The following is an 18,462-nucleotide window of genomic DNA, read 5'->3' as shown; positions in this document are numbered from 1 at the left end:
GCAGTGCCGATATCCTCCCCATGCCTCAAACTATAATCTCAGCCGTCGATCATGAACTGCTGATTAAAAAAAGCCGTTTTATCGCCTGCGTCCAGCCGATGACCGATCGGGCCGCCGCGCAGAAAGTCGTGGCGGAATTATGGGCGCAACATCCCGGCGCGGCGCACGTATGCTGGGCATTATTAGCCGGTGGCCAATCTGCGGCTGTCGATGATGGTGAACCGAGCGGCACGGCAGGCCGTCCAATGCTGGATGTTTTACGCCATCAGGATCTGGAAGGGGTATTGGCCACCGTGGTGCGTTATTTCGGCGGCGTTAAACTTGGCGCCGGCGGTCTGGTGCGGGCTTATACCGACAGCGTGGCGCAAGCCTTATTAAAAGCGGAGAAAGTCGCGATTATCAAGTTGCGGCATCTTGCTTGCACCGCGCCTTATGCGATGGAAGGCATGCTGCGCCGTGAAATAGAGTCCGCCGGCGCCGCGCTGGATAATGTCTCGCACGCCGACGACGTTACTTTCGAATTCAGCCTGGCCGATAATATGGCAGATGCGTTGATTATCCGTCTGAATGAAGCCGGCCACGGCCGCATCGTCTGGATCAAGCCCGAAGAAGAATAAGGCGGCTCGCCCCTCGTTGCGAGCGGCCGGCCTACCCAAGCTGTTTTTTGGTATATTCATGCCAATATCTGGCACGAACTAACGGGGAGAACCCGCCCAGGTCGCTTTGTGCCACAAGGTTTCAAGCGGCCCCTGCTTGTGACGCCGCAGCCACCACACGCTGAACTGTCGCTGCAACAAGGCCAGCGTGATACCGATCAGCAACGCGAAACTGGCGCCGGTATATTGATACATGCCCAAGCCAAAGCCATAATAAATCGTCGTGCCGATAATCGATTGCACCACATAGCTGGTCAAACTCATACGCCCCAGCGGGGAAAATATTTCCAGCCAACGCCACGAATAAAACAACAGCGCAAAGCTTGAAACCAGAACCGTCATGAAGGCCAAGTTGGACCATGACGTAATAATCACCAACAACGGCCGGCGCAATGCCTCGCCCAGCCCCCACGATTCCGGATACGTCCTCATCAAATAAAGCGGGACGAACGCCACCGCAGCGACGGCCAGTATATGGCGCCACCGGCGCTTATTTTCCGGCGATATCTGGAACATGCCTTTCCTTCCTGCCAGCATGCCCAGCATGAATAACGCGGGAATCTGGAATATCCGGCCATTTTCCCAGCTCCAGCGAATAACGCCGATTTTTCCATTGGTCAGATTTCCCCACCAGACCTGTGTGGCCGAGCCATTTTTCATATATTCATTGGCGCGGCCGAAATAAACCCACGATGCGGGATCGGCGAGTTTCTCGTCTGGATTCGGCAGGGCCTGGATAAACTCCAGCCAGGCATAAGGCTGCAACAATAAGACGATAGCGATTGGCAGTACGATGCCGCCGCGCAGCCGGGCCACGGGAATCAACGCCAATCCCAGCACCGCATAAATACTCAGGATATCGCCGTGATAAAACATCGAATTCACCAGACCAAAGCCGAGCAGCAGCACCAGCCGCCACGCGAAGCGGGCCCGGAAGTCCTCGCCCTTCAGCTCGCGGTTGTGGTGCTGGATATAGAAGGTCATTCCGAATAGCAGGGCAAAGATCGCGTACGACTTGCCGCCGAACAGGAAGAACATGCTGTCCCAGATGACCTTGTCCAGCGCCTGCAGCCAGGCCGGCAGACCGGTCGGCGAAAAGTAGAAGTCAAAGTGCTCGATATTGTGGAGCAGCATGATCGAGACGATGGCGAAACCGCGCAGCGCGTCGATCACGTCCAGCCGGGACGTGGTGGGATTCATCGCAACCTTAATCAGTAAACGAAATAGCCAGTGTAATTGGAAACGATCCCAATACCAAACAACATCATTCACCGGTAAATATTGCCACACGGTAAAACTGTGTGTATATTGGTGACTATCCCTCGCAACAGCGATCGCCCAATTCTCGCGATCATATCTCTTCTCCGGCCTCATTCCCGCCAACGCTCCCTGCCCCCCGGCAACGGAACGCGAGTCATCTTCTCGACCATCGGAATAACAAAATGAATATCAAACACATCAAGGTAAGCACCCGGCTCGGGCTGGGCTTTGGCGCGGTTCTGTTGATGTTGGCGCTCGCCATCGGCCTCAGTATTTATGATTTGGGCAAGCTCAACGACGGCACCAGCGCCATCGTCACGGAAACCTATCCGAAGGTGCTGCTGGCCCAGAGCATCATGAACGACAACAACAAGGTGGCGCGCTCGCTGCGCAACGCGCTGCTGATCAAGGACGCCGCCAAGTCCGCCAAGGAGCTGAGCACGGTCGCCGGCAAGCGCCAGGAGATCGACGCCACCATGAAGAAGCTGGATGCGACGATCAGGTCTGAAAAAGGCAAGGAACTGTTCGCCACGCTGCAAGCCTCGCGCGCGCCGTACGAGCAGGCGCTGGAGGAAGTCATCCGCCTGCGCAAAGAAAACGACATCGATGGCGCCGTCGACTACATGCTGACCGTGATGCGCGAGCGGCAACTGACCAATATGAACGCCATCGACGCGCTGATCGCACATCAGAGCAACTCGATGGAAACCGCACGCCAGCAAGCCGAAGCCACCTATCTGGACTCGCGCAACCAGCATCTGCTGCTGGGCCTGCTCTCCATCGGCCTCGGCACGGCCGGCGCGCTGCTGATCTCGCGCCAGTTGATGCGTGAGCTCGGCGGCGAACCGGGCGCGGTCGCCGCGATCGCCGGCAAGATCGCCGCCGGCGACCTGTCGGTGGTCATTCACACCCGCACCGGTGACCGCACCAGCCTGCTGTTCGCGATCCAGGCCATGCGCGACAGTCTGGCCGATATCGTCGGCCAGGTGCGCGGCGGCGCCGACTCCATCGTCACGGCGGCGACCGAAATCGCGGCCGGCAATATGGACCTGTCCTCGCGCACCGAGCAGCAGGCCGGGTCGCTGGAAGAGACCGCTTCGTCGATGGAAGAACTGACCGCCACCGTCAAGCAGAACAGCGAAAACGCGCGCCAGGCCAACACGCTGGCGCGTTCCGCGTCGGAGATCGCGGTCAAGGGCGGGCTGGTGGTGTCGGACGTGGTGCAGACCATGGACGAGATCAACGCATCGGCCCGGAAGATCGTCGACATCATCAGCGTCATCGACGGCATCGCTTTCCAGACCAACATCCTGGCCTTGAACGCGGCGGTCGAAGCGGCGCGCGCCGGCGAGCAGGGTCGCGGCTTCGCGGTTGTGGCGTCCGAGGTGCGCACGCTGGCGCAGCGGTCGGCGTCGGCGGCCAAGGAAATCAAATTGTTGATCGACGAGTCGGTCAGCAAGGTCGGCGCGGGTACCGAGCTGGTCGGCCAAGCCGGCGCGACGATGGGACAGATCGTCGACGCGGTCAAATCCGTCACCGACATCATGGGCGAGATCAGCACCGCCAGCAACGAACAGGAAGCAGGCATCGAGCAGATCAATCATGCGATCGCGGAGATGGACACCGTCACGCAGCAAAACGCGGCGCTGGTCGAGCAAGCTGCCGCGGCGGCGGAAGCGCAGCAGGACCAGGCGCATCAGCTGGTGCAGCTGGTGGGCGTGTTCAAGCTGGCCTCGGATCGTGGCGCTGCGCCGGTGGGCGTCGGCAGCAAACGTACGCAGACCAGGCTGGCGCTGGCCGCGCCGCGCGGCAGCCGCCTCGCCGCCGCCTGACACGCATCACCCTCCTCGCCCGGCGTTCGGCGTTCGGCGTTCGGCATTAGGCAGGTTTGCGGCGCGGCCGCAGCGACGGCGGCCTGCGCCGGGCCGGCGCTGCGCGCGGTGCCGCTCCGGCTCATCCGCCGCGCTGCCGGGCCGCCGTGCCCGGCGCGACATCTACCGCGCCAGCTTGAACACCTTCACCGCCTCCGCCAACCGGCCCGCCTGCTCCTGCAGCGCGGCCGCTGCGGCGGCGGCTTCCTCCACCAGCGCGGCGTTCTGCTGGGTCGCACTGTCGATGGTGCCGATCGCCTGGTTCACCTGATCGATCCCCATCTCCTGCTCGCGGCTGGCGCTGGCGATTTCGCCGACGATCGCGTTGACCCGGTTGATGCCGGCCACTATCCCGTCCATGGTGCCGCCGGCCTGTCCCACCAGCGCGCTCCCGTCGGCCACCTGCGCCACCGACGCGTCGATCAACAACTTGACCTCCTTGGCCGCCGTGTCCGAGCGCTGCGCCAGGCTGCGCACTTCCGACGCCACCACCGCGAAGCCGCGCCCCTGCTCGCCGGCGCGCGCCGCCTCGACCGCCGCGTTCAAGGCCAGGATATTGGTCTGGAACGCTATCCCCTCGATCACCGCGATAATGTCGACGATCTTGCGCGACGACTCATTGATCGCCCCCATCGTCTCGACCATGCGCGCCATCACCGCGCCGCCCTGGACCGCGACCTCCGCCGCCGACGCCGCCAATTGATTCGCCTGGCCGGCGTTGCTGGAATTCTGCTTCACCGCCGACGTCATCTGCTCCATCGACGACGCCGTCTCCTCCAGCGAGCTGGCCTGCTCCTCGGTGCGCGACGACAAGTCCAGATTGCCGGCCGCGATCTCGCCGGACGCATGCGCGATCGCATCCGTCCCGTTGCGCACCTGGCTGACGATGCGGTGCAGACTGTCGTTCATATCGCGCAAGGCGCGCTTCAGCAAGCCGGTCTCGGTGCGGTCGGCATCCACCACTTCCATCCGCCCCGACAAATCGCCCTGCGCCACGCGCTCGGCGAAGCCCACCGCCTCGTCCAACGGCCGCATGATGGAGCGCGAAATCATCCACCCGATGACCAGCGCCACCGCCGCCGCCAACAGCGAAAAGCCGATGATCTGGTAGCGCGAGCTGACCACCGCCGCATCGCCGACCTCCTTGCTGGCATCGGAATTCTTTTCGATCAGCTCGCTCAGCGCGGCCATGCTTTTTTCCAGCACGCGGAAGCTGTCCATGAAGGCGGCGAACCTGGCCTGCGCCTGATCCTTGTCGGTCAGCGACAGCTCGACCATTTCCTGCGCGCTGAGCAGATAACGGTCCACGTCGGGCCGCACTTTTTGCATCGCCAGCTTGACCTCGTCGTCGGTGCCGACCTGGTCCATTTCCTTGATCAGCTTGCGGAACAGCGCGATGTGCTCGGCGGTATCCGCGCGCACCTCCTTGGCTTCGGCCGGATCGTTCTTGTCGCCGGCCAGCCGCGCCGCCAGCACATCGGCGCGCAGCGCGTCGTGGGCCTGGTCGGCCTGCAGCTGGTCTTTCATCGCCGCGCTGTTGGCGCTGATCGCGTCCATCGAGGCATCGAGCACCCGCACCGCGACCTAGCCCACCACGCCGACCAGGCTGACGAACGCCAGCGTGACCAGGTTCGACAGCAGCAGACGCCGCTTGATCGTCAAATGCATGAGATCCCCTGAGGATTAAAACTTGATGGAAAAGCCGACGGTCCAGCTCCAGTCCGGCGTGTTCTTGTTGAGCGCGCGCGAGACGGCGGCATCGACCTGCATATTGTCGGCCACCAGATAGGCGCCGCCGACATCGAAGGTGGTGACGGAACCGCCGTTGCGGGCGCGCGCGATCTGCGGCGCCGAGTATTCGACGAAGGTGCGGAAGCGGTCGGTCCAGCCCTTGCCCAGCACGACGCCGAAGATGGCGCTGGTGTAGCGTCCGCCTTCTTCGCTGCGCTGCCAGGCCAGGCCAGGCATCACGCCGAGCGAGAATTCGTCGGGCAATTCCCATTCCGCCGCCAGGCGCAGCGAGCCGCCGTTGCCCGGCGCGCGGAACGCTGCCGAGCCGGTGTTCAGGTCGGCGTGGGCGAGGATGCCCAGCGACGGCCGCCAGCCATTCTCGTCGGCCATATGCCATTTGACGCCGAGCGCGACGTCGGCATAGCCGTTTTCGGTAACGCGGGCGCCGGTGGCGAGGTTGTCCGAGGTGGCGCGCATGCGGCCATCGGTTTCAAAGCGCAGTTCAAGCGTGTCGCTGACGCCGAAGCGCAGCAAGGTGGGTGTGGACCAGGTGCGGTCTTTGAAACCGTCCGCCTTGTTGCGCTCCTGCGCGACGCTGGTCTCGATCTGGAAGCGGCCTTTGCCGACCACGTTACTGGATTCGACGAAGTCCGGCCGGTCGGTGACGATCTCATCCGGCTCCGCAGCGCCCGCCAGCGCCGAGACGCTCAACAACAGCGTCAGTCCCCTGTTTTTTATGTGCATGAGTCCTCCTTCATCAGGGTGTACTGGGCATTACGGTAACACATCGACGCCAACCATCCGTTGGCAAATTTCCACAATGAAAAAATGGTTTGCGCAATCAATAATTTCCAAAATAAAATATTAAAAATAAAACAGTATTAATTTTTTTGAATGGTGATTTCAATGAACACATTACGATCCTTTCGCGCCAGGCCTGCTAAAACTCACCGCGAAGCGGGCGACCATTGGCTAAAAAAATATGCCAAGGAAAATCCGCTCAAGCTTGCTTGGTTGAGCCTGCTGAGCTGGGGCACCTTGTCCTTGTTCAGCTACTTTCAATATATCGACTATTTCCCTAATTTCGACTTGCAGGCTGCGGTCAACGTGCTGCTGTCGCTGGCATATATCGCCATCATCGTGTCCACTATCATTGCGACAGCGATGCTTTTCCCCAGTTTGGGGATATTGCTGGCCCAGCGCGCTGCGGTCCCGGTTGCCAAGCCGGGGCGTTTTGGCGGTCAGCTGGTCGAGTGGACCGCCTACAATTTCCTGAGTTTATGTATCTTGACGCTGCTGATTCTGGTGTACAGCTATCTGGACTGGAGTTTTGCCTATGCAGCCATTGCCTATGGATTCAGCATCATCCTGCTTTTTTCCGTCAGGGCAAAGCGGATTCCACGCAAATTCTTGCCTAATCCGGTGCCGGATACCCACACCACTCGACCGCATCATCTGGACAAATGGCAGAAGTTGTTGCGTCGCCACCTCATGACCAGACTCGGAGCGTATCTATTCATTGGATGCCTACAGACAGTACCGTGCTCCTTGCTATTGCTGACGTTGGACAGGGCCTCCAGTTTCAAGCCCGACGACTATTCGGGCATGATGTTAGGCATAGTGCAGTACGCGATGTTACTGGCGGCCGCAGGCACTCTGGTGCTCTACATAGCAAAGAAAAATCGCAAGTATTGGTATGCCGTATTTCCTTTGGCACTGCTGCTACCACTTATCGCGACAATGTTTCTTCATGCCACTGGCATGCTTCCCATGATGGTCGCGCAGCGAACCAAGATCGGCAATTTTTACGCCGAACGCCTGACTATTTCCGGCAAATCCTGCAGCAGCGTCGCGACTTTTTTGGCCAAGGAATGCGAGAAGGAACAAGTCACTCCAGTGCACTTGTGCAACGTGCACGTGATGTCCCGCATCGGTAGCGAGACCTATATTCGCCTGTCTGCTGCGACAGCTGGAAAAAATGGCCAGCACGCGACCATTCCACTACTGCTGCCCAGCGCCGACATCAGCACGGTGCAAATTGACTTCAAGAAAAAAATATTCAGCTTGGAACTGATCGACGCAAATCTTGCAAAGGCCAGTTCAGTATGCCCATCGTCTTGAGCGGGCAAGTGCATCAGCTAGCGCGTCGCCGCATGGAAAGTTGAGGGTGTCCGTTTCCGGACGGTGGTGCGCGAAGGCGGGCAAGCGCCGCATGCGTGGCGAGGTGGCCTACTGATGCCAGGCCTTTGATTTGTATGGTTTTGTCGTTGAATCAAAGGTGTGGCACAGGGCTTGCAATAGAGAAGGCATGGACCAAGCCCTCAACCCCGACATCATCGCCCGCCGCAAGCGCAAGACCGCGCTGGCGATCGCTGCCCTGCTCGCCACGCTGTGCGCCGCTGCCTGGGGCATCAACCGCGCCGTCAGCCCCAGCGTCGACGCCGCCGGCGTCATGCTGGCCGAAGTCCGCGTCGGCAATATCGCCAACACCATCAACGCTTCCGGCATCGTCATCCCGGTGCACGAGGAATTCGTTTCGAGCCCGATCCAGACCCGCGTCGCCAAGGTCAACGCCAAGCTCGGCCAGCAGGTGCAGGCCAACGAACTGCTGCTGGAACTGGACAACCGCACCATCCTGCTGGCCATCGACGCCATCAAGGAGCAACTGGCGCAGCAGGAAAACCGCATCCTCGCGCTGACCCTGGAGATGGAGCAGAAACGCAAGCAACTGATCAGCGCCATCGAACTGCTGGAGCTGGACCTGGAAGCCACCCGCGTCAAGCTCGGCCGCTACCAGACGCTGCGCAAGGCCGGCGGCGTTTCGGCCGAGGATTTGCTGACCGCCGAACTCAACGTCAAACGCAACGAGATCCAGCTGCGCCAGCAACATGAACAGATCGCCGACAGCAAGCGCGTCACCTCCAGCAATATCGAGGGCGCGCGGCTGCAAAAGAACATCCTGCAAAAGCAACTGCTGCAACAACAGGAACTGCTGGCGCAAACCCAGGTGCGCGCGCCGTTCGCCGGCATGCTGACCTGGCTGCTGGCCGACGAGGGCGCCAGCGTCGCCACCGGCCAGCTGGTGGCCAAGGTCTCCGAGCTGAACAACTACAAGGTCGAAGCCTCGCTGTCCGACTTCCACGCCCGCGCGCTGGGCGCCGGCCAGAAAGTGCTGGTCGAACAAGGCAACGTCAAGCTCGACGGCGTGGTGCAGACAGTCCTGCCGGAAATCCAGAACGGCACCGTCAAGCTGCTGGTCACGCTGGCCCAGCCCAACCACGCCATGCTGCGCAACAAGCTGCGGGTCGAAGTGAACATCGTCACCGAGCAAAAGAAAAACACCCTGCTGGCCGACTACGGCCCCGCCTTCAACGGCCGCGGCCCGCAGGACGTGTTCGTGGTGCGCGACGGCGTCGCCCGCAAGACCACGCTCGACATCGGCGCCAGCGATGGCAAGTCCGTCGAAATTCTGTCCGGCGCCCGCGCCGGCGACCGCCTCATCATTTCCGATACCAGCCGCTACAAGGAACGCGACAGCGTCCGTGTCGCTCAATAACGAAAGGTCTTCCATGATCCGCCTGCAAAACGTCAGCAAAACCTACCAGACCGACAAGGTCGAAACCCTGGCCCTGAAAGACATCGACCTGCATGTCGAGAAATCCGAATTCGTCTGCCTGATGGGGCCGAGCGGTTGCGGCAAGAGCACGCTGCTGAACCTGATCGGCCTGCTCGACCGTCCCGGCAGCGGCTCGATCCACGTCGCCGGCGCGCCGGTCGCGTCGTACAAGGACAAGCATGTGGCCAAGCTGCGCAACAACACCTTCGGCTTCATCTTCCAGAGCTTCCACCTGATCAACGACCTGCGCGTGATCGACAACGTCGAGCTGCCGCTGCTGTACCGCGACATTTCGGCCAAGAAGCGCCAGCGGCTGGCGCGCGAGGCGCTGGAAAAAGTCGGCCTCGGCGCGCGCATGGACCACTATCCGAACCAGCTGTCGGGCGGCCAGCAACAGCGCGTCGCGATCGCCCGCGCCATCGTCGGCCAGCCGCAGGTATTGCTGGCCGATGAGCCGACCGGCAACCTGGACAGCAAGATGGGCCAGGAAGTGATGGACATCCTGCTCAAGCTGCACAGCGAAGGCACGACCGTGGTGATGGTCACCCACAACGAACAGGAGGCCAAGATGGCCGGCCGCATCGTGCGCGTGTTCGACGGCCAGCTGGTCGCTTAAGGAGCCGCCATGTTCAGAAATTATCTGCTGACCGCGTGGAAGGTCTTCATGCGCCGCAAGCTGTTCACCGCGATCAACCTGTTGTGCATCGTGCTGACGCTGGTGGTGCTGATGGTGGTCACCGCGCTGTTGCAAAACACCTTCACCCCCACCGGCGTCGAAGGCAAGAGCGAACGCTTCGTGCAAATGATCATGGTGCACTCCAGCCATACCGGCAAGGGCAGCATGCGCAACGGCACCCTGGGCTATAAACTGATCGACAAATACCTGAAGCCGCTGACGGGCGTGGAAGCGGTCTCGGCCAGCACCTTCCCGCAATCGGTGTCGGTCTATCAGGGTGACCGCGTCAGCGACCTGATGATGCGCCGCACCGACGCCGAATACTGGAAGATCCTCGACTTCACGCTGGTCTCGGGCCGGCTGTTCAACGGCGACGACGTGGCGCAGGGACGCATGGTCGCGGTGCTGAACCAGACCACCGCGCGCAAGCTGTTCCCCGGCCTGCCGTTCCTGGGCCAGAAGTTCAGCGCCGGCGGCCAGGTGTTCGAAGTCATCGGCGTGGTCGAGGACGAGCTGCACATCAACGCCTTCGCCGATCTGTGGGTGCCGATCACCAGCCAGCCGTCGACCGACTACAAGAATTCCCTGTTCGGCCCGTACAGCGCGATGATCCTGGCGCACAAGAAGGAAGACCTGCCGGCCATCAAGCGCGACATCATCCGCGTCGCCAAGACGGTCGAGTACGACGATCCGACCGCGTTCAACGTCACGCATATGTGGGGCGACTCCAAGCTGGAACTGTTCTCGCGCACCCTGCTCGGCCGCAGCGCCGAAGAGTCCGAAGACGGCGGCTCCGGCCAGCTGCTGGCGATCATCGTGGTGTTGATGCTGCTGTTCATGACGCTGCCGGCGCTGAACCTGATCAACCTGAACGTCGGCCGCATCCTGGAACGCAGCAGCGAGATCGGCGTGCGCAAGGCCTTCGGCGCCACCAGCCGCCAGTTGGTGGCGCAGCTGGTGCTGGAAAACGTGCTGCTGTGTCTGGCGGGCGGCGTGATCGGCCTCGCTTGCGCCGCCGGCGCGCTGTGGTGGCTGGAAGGCTCGGGAATGATTCCCTATCTGAAGGTGCATCTGAATCTCGCCGTGTTCGGCTACGGCCTGCTGATCACGCTGGTGTTCGGGCTGCTGTCCGGCGTCATCCCGGCCTGGAAAATGTCCCGCCTCGACCCGGTCCATGCCTTGAAAGGAAACGCATAATGCTGCGCCATTTGTTAAAGCTGATCTGGAAGCGCAAATCCAGGAACATGATGCTGAGCCTGGAAATCCTGCTGGCCTTCCTGATCGTGTTCGGCATCGCCGCCTTCGCCACCCGCAACTACCAGCTGTACCAGATGCCGACCGGTTTCGCCTGGCGCGACCAGTGGTCGGTCAGCATCCGCGCGGCGCAGGACATCCCGAACGATGCCGCCATGTACGACACACTGAAACGCAGCCTGCTGGATCTGCCGGAAGTGGAAAAGGTCGCGTTCACCTCCTTCGGCCCCTACGAGATGTCGCGCTGGACCAGCAAGTACTCGCTGCCGGACGGCAGCCAGAAGCTCGTCATCGACGGGCTGGCGGTCACCGACGACTTCTTCGCCGCGATGCAGATGACGCCGGCCGAAGGCCGCTGGTTCTCCAGCGCCGACGACGCGGCCGACGCGGCGCCGGTGGTCATCAACCGCCGCCTGGCCGACAAACTGTTCCCCGGCAAATCGGCCGTCGGCCAGATCTATATCAGCGCCGACAGCAAGGACAAGGAAAAGCCGCAGCAACGCTACCGCGTCAGCGCGGTGGTCGAACACTTCCGCCCGCACGGCGAATACATGGATCCGCGCGACTTCATGCTGCCGCGCTTCATCCCCGGCGTCGGCAAGGATCCGGCGATGACCATCATGCTCAAGCTGAAGCCAGGCACGCCGCGCAGTTTTGAAAGCAAGCTCAACACGCGGTTGAAGCAGCTGCACAGCGAATGGTCCTACGTCATCGTGCCGCTCAGCGAAGGCCGCAAGTCGATGCTGACCACGCAGATGATCCCGCTGATGATCCTGTCGGTGATCGCCGCATTCCTGCTGGTGATGGTCGCCTTCGGCCTGTTCGGCGTGCTGTGGCAAAACACCACGCAGCGGATCCCGGAAATCGGCCTGCGCCGCGCGCTGGGCGCCGACGCCGGCAGCATCTACCGCCAGATCATCGCCGAGCAGCTGTTGCTGAGCAGCGGCGCGATCGTGGTGGCGCTGGTGCTGCTGGTGCAGCTGCCGCTGACCGGGGTCTTCGGCGACAGCCTGAACTGGACGGTGTTTTTGGCCTCGGCGGCGCTATCGGCGGGCGTGATCTATCTGCTATCCTTGCTGTGTTCGCTCTATCCGGGCTGGCGCGCCGCGCGCCTCAGCCCGACACAGGCGCTGCATTATGAATAAGGCTGTTTGAATCAATGGACTCATCCCGCAAGCAACGCATCCTGATCGTCGACGACGACAGCGCGGTCCAGGTGTCGCTGGCGCTGCTGCTGAAGCAATCCGGCTTCGAGCCGCTGTGCTGCGACGGTCCGGGGCAAGCGCTGGCGCTGCTGGCGCAGCAGCCGGTCGATCTGGTGCTGCAGGACATGAACTTCTCGCTGCACACCAGCGGCGAGGAAGGCTTGCGCCTGCTCGCCGACATCAAGCAGGCGCAGCCCGCGTTGCCGGTGCTGCTGATGACGGCCTGGGGGTCGATCGCGCTGGCGGTGCGCGGCGTGCAGGCCGGCGCCGCCAACTTCTTCACCAAGCCGTGGGACAACACGCAATTGGCCGCGTTGATCCACGCCACGCTGGAGACGGCGGCGCCGCCGTCGGCCAGCGCCGCCACCTTGTCGCGCCAGGCGCTCGATGCGCAGTTCGATTTCGGCGGCATCATCGGCGAGCATCCGCGCTTGCTGAAAGTGTTGTCGACCATCGGCCAGGTGGCGGCGACGCGCGCGCCGGTGCTGATCCTCGGCGAAAGCGGTTGCGGCAAGGAGTTGATCGCCGACGCCATCCACCGCAACAGTCCGCGCGCGGCGCGGCCCATCGTCAAGATCAATATGGGCGCGATCACGCCGTCGTTGTTCGAGAGCGAGATGTTCGGCCATGTGCGCGGCGCCTTCACCGATGCCAAGACCGACCGCAAGGGCCACGTCGCCAGCGCGCACGAGGGGACGTTGTTCCTCGACGAGATCGGCGAATTGAATCGTTCCGATCAGGTCAAGCTGCTGCGGGTGTTGCAGGATCAGACCTATCAGCAAGTCGGCGCCAGCCGCACCGAGCGGGCGGACATCCGGGTGGTGTCGGCCACCAACCGCGAGCTGGCGTCGCTGGTCGCCGGCGGCGAGTTCCGCGAGGATCTGTTCTATCGTTTGAATCTGATCACGATCCGCTTGCCGCCGTTGCGCGAGCGGCGCAGCGATATTCCGCTGTTGGCGCGGCACATCATCGGCGAGGTGTCGGCCAGCTATGGGCTGGCGCCGGCCAGCATCGCGCCGCAGGCGCTGGAGTGGCTGAGCGCGCAGCCTTGGCCGGGCAATATCCGCCAGCTCAAGCAGACGCTGGAGCGCACCTTGCTGCTGGTCGGCAGGACCGAGTTGCGGCAGGCCGATTTCATCGCGGCCGAGCAGCACGAGCATGGCGGCGCGCCGGGCCAGCGTCTCGGCACCGACGGCATGACCTTGGAGCAGGTCGAACGCCACATGATCGCGCACGCGCTGGAGCAGCACCAGGGCAATATCTCGCGCGTCGCCAAGACGCTGGGCCTGAGCCGCACCGCCCTGTACCGCCGCCTCGAACGCCACGGCCTGGGCGGCGCGCCGGACGAGGCCGACGGCAACGGCAACCTGGGCCACGCCGCCACCGGTGCCCGCATGGGCGTCCGCTGATGAGCCTGCGTCAACGCCTGTACGCTTATCTGATCGCGGCGCACGTGCTGTTCCTCGGCATCACGATGCTGCTGTTCCTTGGCGCGCCGCTGACCATGCTGGCGCTGGAGACGGTGTTGGTGCTGAGCCTGATCCTCGGCATGCGGCTGATCCGCCGCGCGCTGGAGCCGTTGGGCTATACGCGCCATTTCCACGATCTGCTGCAAGACCAGCACTACGCCGCCCGCCTGCAGCAAAGCGACGATGCGGAACTGAACGAACTGGTCCAGCTGTTCAACACGATGTTGGGCGCGCTGTACCAGGAGCGCTTGCAGATCGGCGAGCAGCAAGGTTTCCTCGACCGCCTGCTGGAGGCGACGCCAAGCGCCGTCATCGTGTTCGATTTCGACGGTCGCGTTAGTCTGCTCAACGCCAGCGCGCAAGCATTGCCGGGGCTGTCGCAAGCCAAGGGCAAGACACTCGGCGCATGCCGCCCCGGCGACGATGCCCTGAGCCTGCTGGCGCAACTGGACGCCCTGCCGCCCGGCGACAGCCAGATGCTGACCGACACCGACGGCCGTCGCTATCGCGGCCAGCGCGGCCACTTCTACGATCGCGGCTTCGCCCGCCACTTCCTGCTGGTCGAGGAACTGACCGAGGAACTGGAAAGCTCGGAGAAAGCCACCTACGACAAACTGATCCGCGTGCTCGCGCACGAGGTCAACAACACCGTCGCCGCCACCGGTTCGGTGCTCGATTCGCTGCTGTACTACCGCAGCCAGTTGGCCGAGCGCGACGGCGAGGATTTCAGCACCGCCATCGTCGCCGTCAAGCGCCGCAATGTCAGCCTCGGGGAATTCATCGAGCGCTTCACGCGCGTGGTCAAGATGCCGGCGCCGGAGATGCGTCCCAACGCCGTGCGCGACATCATGGACGACATCCTGTATCTGTACCGCGAGCCTTGCCGCAGCCGCGGCATCCACATCGGCTGGCAACGCTGCGACGAGATCGCGGCGATCCAGCTGGACCGCCACCTGATCGAGCAGGCGCTGCTGAACGTGGTCAAGAATGCGATGGAGGCGGTGGAGGCCGGCGCGGCGGGCGACAAGCGCATCGACTTCGTGCTGGCCGACGAGGCCGACGGCGCGCGGCTATCGGTGATCGACAGCGGCAACCTGCTGGGCGACGTGCCGGCGCGGCAGCTGTTCACGCCGTTCTTCACCACCAAGAAAGGCGGTCAGGGGATCGGCCTGCTGTTCGTGCGCGAGGTGCTGAACCGCCACGGCTTCCCCTACCGCCTGGCCGCCAACGGCGACGGCCAGACCCGCTTCGATATCTGGTTTAAAACTCTTCCCAATCGCTGACGTCGGCCGTGGCCGTGCTGGCCTGGCGCTGCCGCGGCTTGGTCGCCAGCGGCTTGCGCGGCGCGGCGCCGCCACCGTCGCCCGACGCGGCGCGCGGACCGGCGACCGGCGCCAAGGCCGGAGCGGCACGCGCCGCTGTGGCGGACGCGAACGCCGGCATGGCGCGCGTATTCGCGACCGCCAACGAGCCCGACGCCGCGCGGCCAACCGCGCCATCGAGCCGGAACACGCTGACCACCTGCTCCAGCTTGGCCGCCTGCTGCTGCATCGCCTCGGCGGCGGCGGCGGCCTCTTCGACCAGCGCCGCGTTCTGCTGCGTCACCGTATCCATCTCGCTGACGGCCTGGTTGATCTGCTCGATGCCCGCGCTCTGCTCGTCGCCGGCGGTCGAGATATCGGCCGTGATGTCGGTCACGCGTTGCACGCTGGCCACCACTTCCTCCATGGTCTGCCCGGCGCGCTCAACCAGCTTGCTGCCGATCTCCACCTTCTCGACCGAATCGCCGATCAGCTCCTTGATCTCCTTGGCCGCCGAGGCCGAGCGCTGCGCCAGATTGCGCACCTCGGTCGCCACCACCGCGAAGCCCCGCCCCTGCTCGCCGGCGCGTGCCGCCTCGACCGCCGCGTTCAAGGCCAGGATATTGGTCTGGAACGCGATGCCATCGATCACCGCGATGATGTCGACGATCTTGCGCGACGAGTCGTTGATCGCCCCCATGGTATCGACCACCTGCGACACCACCGCCCCCCCCTGCTGCGCCACCGCCGACGCCGATTGCGCCAGCTGGTTGGCCTGACGCGCGTTGTCGTTGTTCTGGCGCACCGCGCTGGTCAGCTCCTCCATCGACGACGCGGTCTCCTCCAGCGAGCTGGCCTGCTGCTCGGTGCGCGCCGACAAATCCTGGTTGCCGGCGGCGATCTGGCTCGACGCCGACGCGATCGCCTCGGTGCCGGTGCGCACCTCGCCGACGATGCCGGCCAGCGCATCGCGCATCTTTTTCATCGCCAGCAGCATGCTGCCGTCGTCGCCGTGTCTGGTGTCGACCGCCACCGTCAGGTCGCCGGCGGCGATGCGGCCCGCGACCTCGGCCGCGTAGTCCGGCTCGCCACCCAGCTGACGCAACAGCTTGCGCGCGATCATCACGGCCGCCACCGCGCCCACGGCGATGGCGATGCCGCTCAAGACCAGCATCAGCAGGCGTGCGCGGTGATAGGCCACGGTGGCGGCGTCGACGTCGGCCTGGTTGTTGGCTTTTTGCAGGCGCGCGTAGTCATCCATCGCATCCTGCCATTTCAAGGTCGCCGGGCCGGCCTGCTGCATCAGCAGCACCGTGGCCTCGTCGTCATGGTTGGCCAGCGCCAGCTCGAACACCTTGTCGTTCATCGGCCGCGCCTCCAGCGCCATGCCGGCGATGCGCGCGCGGATCTCCGCGCCCTGCGGCGTCGACGGCATCCTGCCCAGCTTGTCGACCGCCTGGTTGTACGCCTCGCGCGCGGTCTGGACCTTGGCCATTTCGGCGCGGATGGCGGCCTCGTCGTTGAGCAATACCACCGAGCGCGACACCCTGGCGACGATATGCACCGAGTTCGCCATCGTCCCCACCAGCTCGGTTTTGACCACATTCTCGTTGACGATGCGGTCAAGCTTGGCATGGATCGTGCTCATGTTGAACACGCCCAGCAGCGAGATCATCAGCATCAGTGCAAGCACCAGCCCGAAGCCCAGGCTGAGCCGGGTACCAACTTTCATGTTTGCCATACGAATGCTCCTGAGAAGGATTGCGATAACGGTCGTTAAATTGTACGGCAACCCATCCATGTAGTTTAAGTAGTTGCTTCGTGTGAACGATTTAAAAATATAAAGTGTTTATATGAATAAATCGCATAGGTATATAGCCAAATATTCGTAGCAACGAAGCATTCCCGAAGCCAATATCGCCCCGATCATCTATAGAATGACCGATCGGTTAAAACTATTCATTTGTGAAGCAAAGGGCAAGCAATGGCAATCAACGTGATCCTCAACCTGCTGGCGGCCGCCATCTTGCTGGGCGTGCTGTACGCATTGCAGCGCCGGCATGCGTCCTTTTCGGTGCGCGTGTTCACCGGCATGGGGCTGGGCGTGGTGCTGGGCGCCGTGCTGCAAGCCATCTACGGCGCCGACGCGGCCGAGCTCAAGACCACCGGCGACTACCTGGACATCGTCGGCTCCGGCTACGTCAAGCTGCTGCAGATGATCGTGATGCCGCTGATTATGGTCTCCATCATCGGCGCCATCCTCAAGCTGAACGGCATCAACTCGCTGGGCAAGATCAGCGCGCTGACCATCGGCACGCTGATGATCACCACCCTGGTCGCGGCCGGCCTGGGCATCCTGATGGCCAAGGTGTTCCACCTGAGCGCGGTAGGCCTGACCGCCTCCGCCGCCGACATCGCGCGCGGCGTCTACCTGCAAGGCAAGGTCGAAGCGGCGCAGGCGATCTCGCTGCCGAGCATGTTGTTAAGCTTCATCCCGGCCAATCCCTTCTTCGACCTGACCGGCGGCCGCAAGACCTCGACCATCGCGGTGGTGATCTTCTCGGTGTTCATCGGCATCGCCGCCGTCGGCATCCACGGCAGCAAGCCGGACATCTTCAGCGCCTTCGAGCGCTTCATCCAGGTGGCGCACGCCATCGTGATGCGCATCGTCACGCTGGTGCTGCGGCTGACCCCGTACGGCGTGTTCGCGCTGATGGCGCAGATGGTGTCGACCTCCAGCTACACCGACATCCTGCACCTGATCGATTTCGTGCTGGCCTCGTACAGCGCGCTGCTGCTGATGTTCGGCGTGCACCTGCTGATCGTCACCGGCATCGGCCTCAACCCGCTGCGCTACGCCGCCAAGATCCTGCCGGTGCTGACCTTCGCCTTCACCTCGCGCAGCAGCGCCGGCGCCATCCCGATGAGCGTGCAGACCCAGACCAGGCGCCTCGGCACCTCGGAGGGCATCGCCAACTTCGCCGCCTCGTTCGGCGCCACCATCGGCCAGAACGGCTGCGCCGGGATTTACCCGGCGATGCTGGCGGTGATGATCGCGCCGACGGTCGGCGTCGATCCGTTCACCGTGGCCTTCATCGCCCCGCTGCTGGCGATCATCACCATCGGCTCGGTGGGCGTGGCCGGGGTCGGCGGCGGCGCCACCTTCGCCGCGCTGATCGTGCTGTCGGCGATGAACCTGCCGGTGGCGCTGGCCGGGCTGCTGATCTCGATCGAACCGCTGATCGACATGGGCCGCACCGCGCTCAACGTCAGCGGCTCGATCACCGCCGGCGCGGTCACCAGCCGGGTGATGGGGGAAACCGACCTGGCCGTCTTCAACAGCGACGCCGAGCTGCCCATCGACAGCGAACGCAAGGCGGCATAAAACAAAAAAAGGACCCGAAGGTCCTTTTTTTACGTCAC

General features: G+C 63.2%; 14 protein-coding genes. 10 read left to right on the top strand and 4 right to left on the bottom strand.

Annotated elements, in window-relative coordinates; genetic code table 11:
- Nucleotides 1–20: 20 nt before the first annotated feature.
- On the top strand, nt 21–617 hold the full coding sequence (locus GW587_RS29000) for an IMPACT family protein (protein WP_166108397.1): 597 nt from the start codon (nt 21–23) through the stop codon (nt 615–617).
- A 78-nt stretch (nt 618–695) separates the two neighbouring features.
- Here the strand turns inward: GW587_RS29000 and GW587_RS28995 are convergent, their stop codons facing one another.
- Nucleotides 696–1,856 (bottom strand): DUF418 domain-containing protein, encoded by a 1,161-nt coding sequence (locus GW587_RS28995; RefSeq protein ID WP_166108383.1) that lies wholly within the window; start codon nt 1,854–1,856, stop codon nt 696–698.
- Nucleotides 1,857–2,098: 242 nt separating this feature from the next.
- Between GW587_RS28995 and GW587_RS28990 the strand changes: the two genes are divergently transcribed.
- Nucleotides 2,099–3,748 carry a methyl-accepting chemotaxis protein gene (locus GW587_RS28990; RefSeq protein ID WP_166108382.1) on the top strand — a complete coding sequence of 550 codons (1,650 nt, stop codon included), beginning with the start codon at nt 2,099–2,101 and terminating at the stop codon, nt 3,746–3,748.
- 162 nt (nt 3,749–3,910) lie between these two features.
- Here the strand turns inward: GW587_RS28990 and GW587_RS28985 are convergent, their stop codons facing one another.
- Both GW587_RS28985 and GW587_RS28980 read right to left on the bottom strand, forming a co-directional pair.
- Nucleotides 3,911–5,344, bottom strand: a complete 1,434-nt coding sequence (locus GW587_RS28985) for a methyl-accepting chemotaxis protein (protein WP_166108381.1) — start codon at nt 5,342–5,344, stop codon at nt 3,911–3,913.
- A gap of 126 nt (nt 5,345–5,470) precedes the next feature.
- Nucleotides 5,471–6,262 (bottom strand): transporter, encoded by a 792-nt coding sequence (locus tag GW587_RS28980; RefSeq protein WP_166108380.1) that lies wholly within the window; start codon nt 6,260–6,262, stop codon nt 5,471–5,473.
- A 162-nt stretch (nt 6,263–6,424) separates the two neighbouring features.
- Between GW587_RS28980 and GW587_RS28975 the strand changes: the two genes are divergently transcribed.
- From GW587_RS28975 to GW587_RS28945, 7 genes are all read left to right on the top strand, one after another.
- Nucleotides 6,425–7,639 carry a hypothetical protein gene (locus tag GW587_RS28975; protein WP_166108379.1) on the top strand — a complete coding sequence of 405 codons (1,215 nt, stop codon included), beginning with the start codon at nt 6,425–6,427 and terminating at the stop codon, nt 7,637–7,639.
- A 187-nt stretch (nt 7,640–7,826) separates the two neighbouring features.
- Nucleotides 7,827–9,074 (top strand): efflux RND transporter periplasmic adaptor subunit, encoded by a 1,248-nt coding sequence (locus tag GW587_RS28970; protein WP_166108378.1) that lies wholly within the window; start codon nt 7,827–7,829, stop codon nt 9,072–9,074.
- Between the two features lie 13 nt (nt 9,075–9,087).
- Nucleotides 9,088–9,750, top strand: a complete 663-nt coding sequence (locus tag GW587_RS28965; protein ID WP_166108377.1) for an ABC transporter ATP-binding protein — start codon at nt 9,088–9,090, stop codon at nt 9,748–9,750.
- A 9-nt stretch (nt 9,751–9,759) separates the two neighbouring features.
- The gene (locus GW587_RS28960) at nt 9,760–11,007 is read left to right on the top strand and encodes an ABC transporter permease (RefSeq protein ID WP_166108376.1); all 1,248 of its coding nucleotides are present in this window, start codon (nt 9,760–9,762) and stop codon (nt 11,005–11,007) included.
- Nucleotides 11,007–12,209 (top strand): ABC transporter permease, encoded by a 1,203-nt coding sequence (locus GW587_RS28955; RefSeq protein ID WP_166108375.1) that lies wholly within the window; start codon nt 11,007–11,009, stop codon nt 12,207–12,209. The genes GW587_RS28960 and GW587_RS28955 overlap by 1 nt, the downstream gene beginning before the upstream one ends.
- A 14-nt stretch (nt 12,210–12,223) precedes the next feature.
- Complete coding sequence (locus GW587_RS28950) at nt 12,224–13,678, top strand: sigma-54-dependent transcriptional regulator (RefSeq protein WP_166108374.1); 1,455 nt, start codon at nt 12,224–12,226, stop codon at nt 13,676–13,678.
- On the top strand, nt 13,678–15,021 hold the full coding sequence (locus GW587_RS28945; RefSeq protein ID WP_166108373.1) for a sensor histidine kinase: 1,344 nt from the start codon (nt 13,678–13,680) through the stop codon (nt 15,019–15,021). The genes GW587_RS28950 and GW587_RS28945 overlap by 1 nt, the downstream gene beginning before the upstream one ends.
- On the opposite strand, the gene GW587_RS28940 is transcribed toward GW587_RS28945, so the two are convergent.
- On the bottom strand, nt 14,999–16,771 hold the full coding sequence (locus GW587_RS28940) for a methyl-accepting chemotaxis protein (RefSeq protein WP_166108396.1): 1,773 nt from the start codon (nt 16,769–16,771) through the stop codon (nt 14,999–15,001). The two genes, GW587_RS28945 and GW587_RS28940, sit on opposite strands and share 23 nt — an antisense overlap.
- Before the next feature lie 252 nt (nt 16,772–17,023).
- On the opposite strand from GW587_RS28940, the gene GW587_RS28935 reads away from it, so the two are divergent.
- Complete coding sequence (locus tag GW587_RS28935; protein WP_166108372.1) at nt 17,024–18,424, top strand: L-cystine transporter; 1,401 nt, start codon at nt 17,024–17,026, stop codon at nt 18,422–18,424.
- Nucleotides 18,425–18,462: the final 38 nt, after the last annotated feature.

The sequence above is a fragment of the Duganella aceris genome (assembly GCF_011090165.1).
GTDB lineage: Bacteria > Pseudomonadota > Gammaproteobacteria > Burkholderiales > Burkholderiaceae_D > Rugamonas > Rugamonas aceris.
The sequence above is the reverse complement of the archived record's forward strand: the minus strand, read 5'-3'. Positions and strand labels throughout refer to the sequence as shown.

Coding starts and splice junctions, on each gene's coding strand:
- GW587_RS29000 (WP_166108397.1), top strand. CDS start 21: ATGCCTCAAACTATAATCTCAGCCGTCGATCATGAACTGCTGATTAAA.
- GW587_RS28995 (WP_166108383.1), bottom strand. CDS start 1,856: ATGAATCCCACCACGTCCCGGCTGGACGTGATCGACGCGCTGCGCGGT.
- GW587_RS28990 (WP_166108382.1), top strand. CDS start 2,099: ATGAATATCAAACACATCAAGGTAAGCACCCGGCTCGGGCTGGGCTTT.
- GW587_RS28985 (WP_166108381.1), bottom strand. CDS start 5,344: ATGGACGCGATCAGCGCCAACAGCGCGGCGATGAAAGACCAGCTGCAG.
- GW587_RS28980 (WP_166108380.1), bottom strand. CDS start 6,262: ATGCACATAAAAAACAGGGGACTGACGCTGTTGTTGAGCGTCTCGGCG.
- GW587_RS28975 (WP_166108379.1), top strand. CDS start 6,425: ATGAACACATTACGATCCTTTCGCGCCAGGCCTGCTAAAACTCACCGC.
- GW587_RS28970 (WP_166108378.1), top strand. CDS start 7,827: ATGGACCAAGCCCTCAACCCCGACATCATCGCCCGCCGCAAGCGCAAG.
- GW587_RS28965 (WP_166108377.1), top strand. CDS start 9,088: ATGATCCGCCTGCAAAACGTCAGCAAAACCTACCAGACCGACAAGGTC.
- GW587_RS28960 (WP_166108376.1), top strand. CDS start 9,760: ATGTTCAGAAATTATCTGCTGACCGCGTGGAAGGTCTTCATGCGCCGC.
- GW587_RS28955 (WP_166108375.1), top strand. CDS start 11,007: ATGCTGCGCCATTTGTTAAAGCTGATCTGGAAGCGCAAATCCAGGAAC.
- GW587_RS28950 (WP_166108374.1), top strand. CDS start 12,224: ATGGACTCATCCCGCAAGCAACGCATCCTGATCGTCGACGACGACAGC.
- GW587_RS28945 (WP_166108373.1), top strand. CDS start 13,678: ATGAGCCTGCGTCAACGCCTGTACGCTTATCTGATCGCGGCGCACGTG.
- GW587_RS28940 (WP_166108396.1), bottom strand. CDS start 16,771: ATGAAAGTTGGTACCCGGCTCAGCCTGGGCTTCGGGCTGGTGCTTGCA.
- GW587_RS28935 (WP_166108372.1), top strand. CDS start 17,024: ATGGCAATCAACGTGATCCTCAACCTGCTGGCGGCCGCCATCTTGCTG.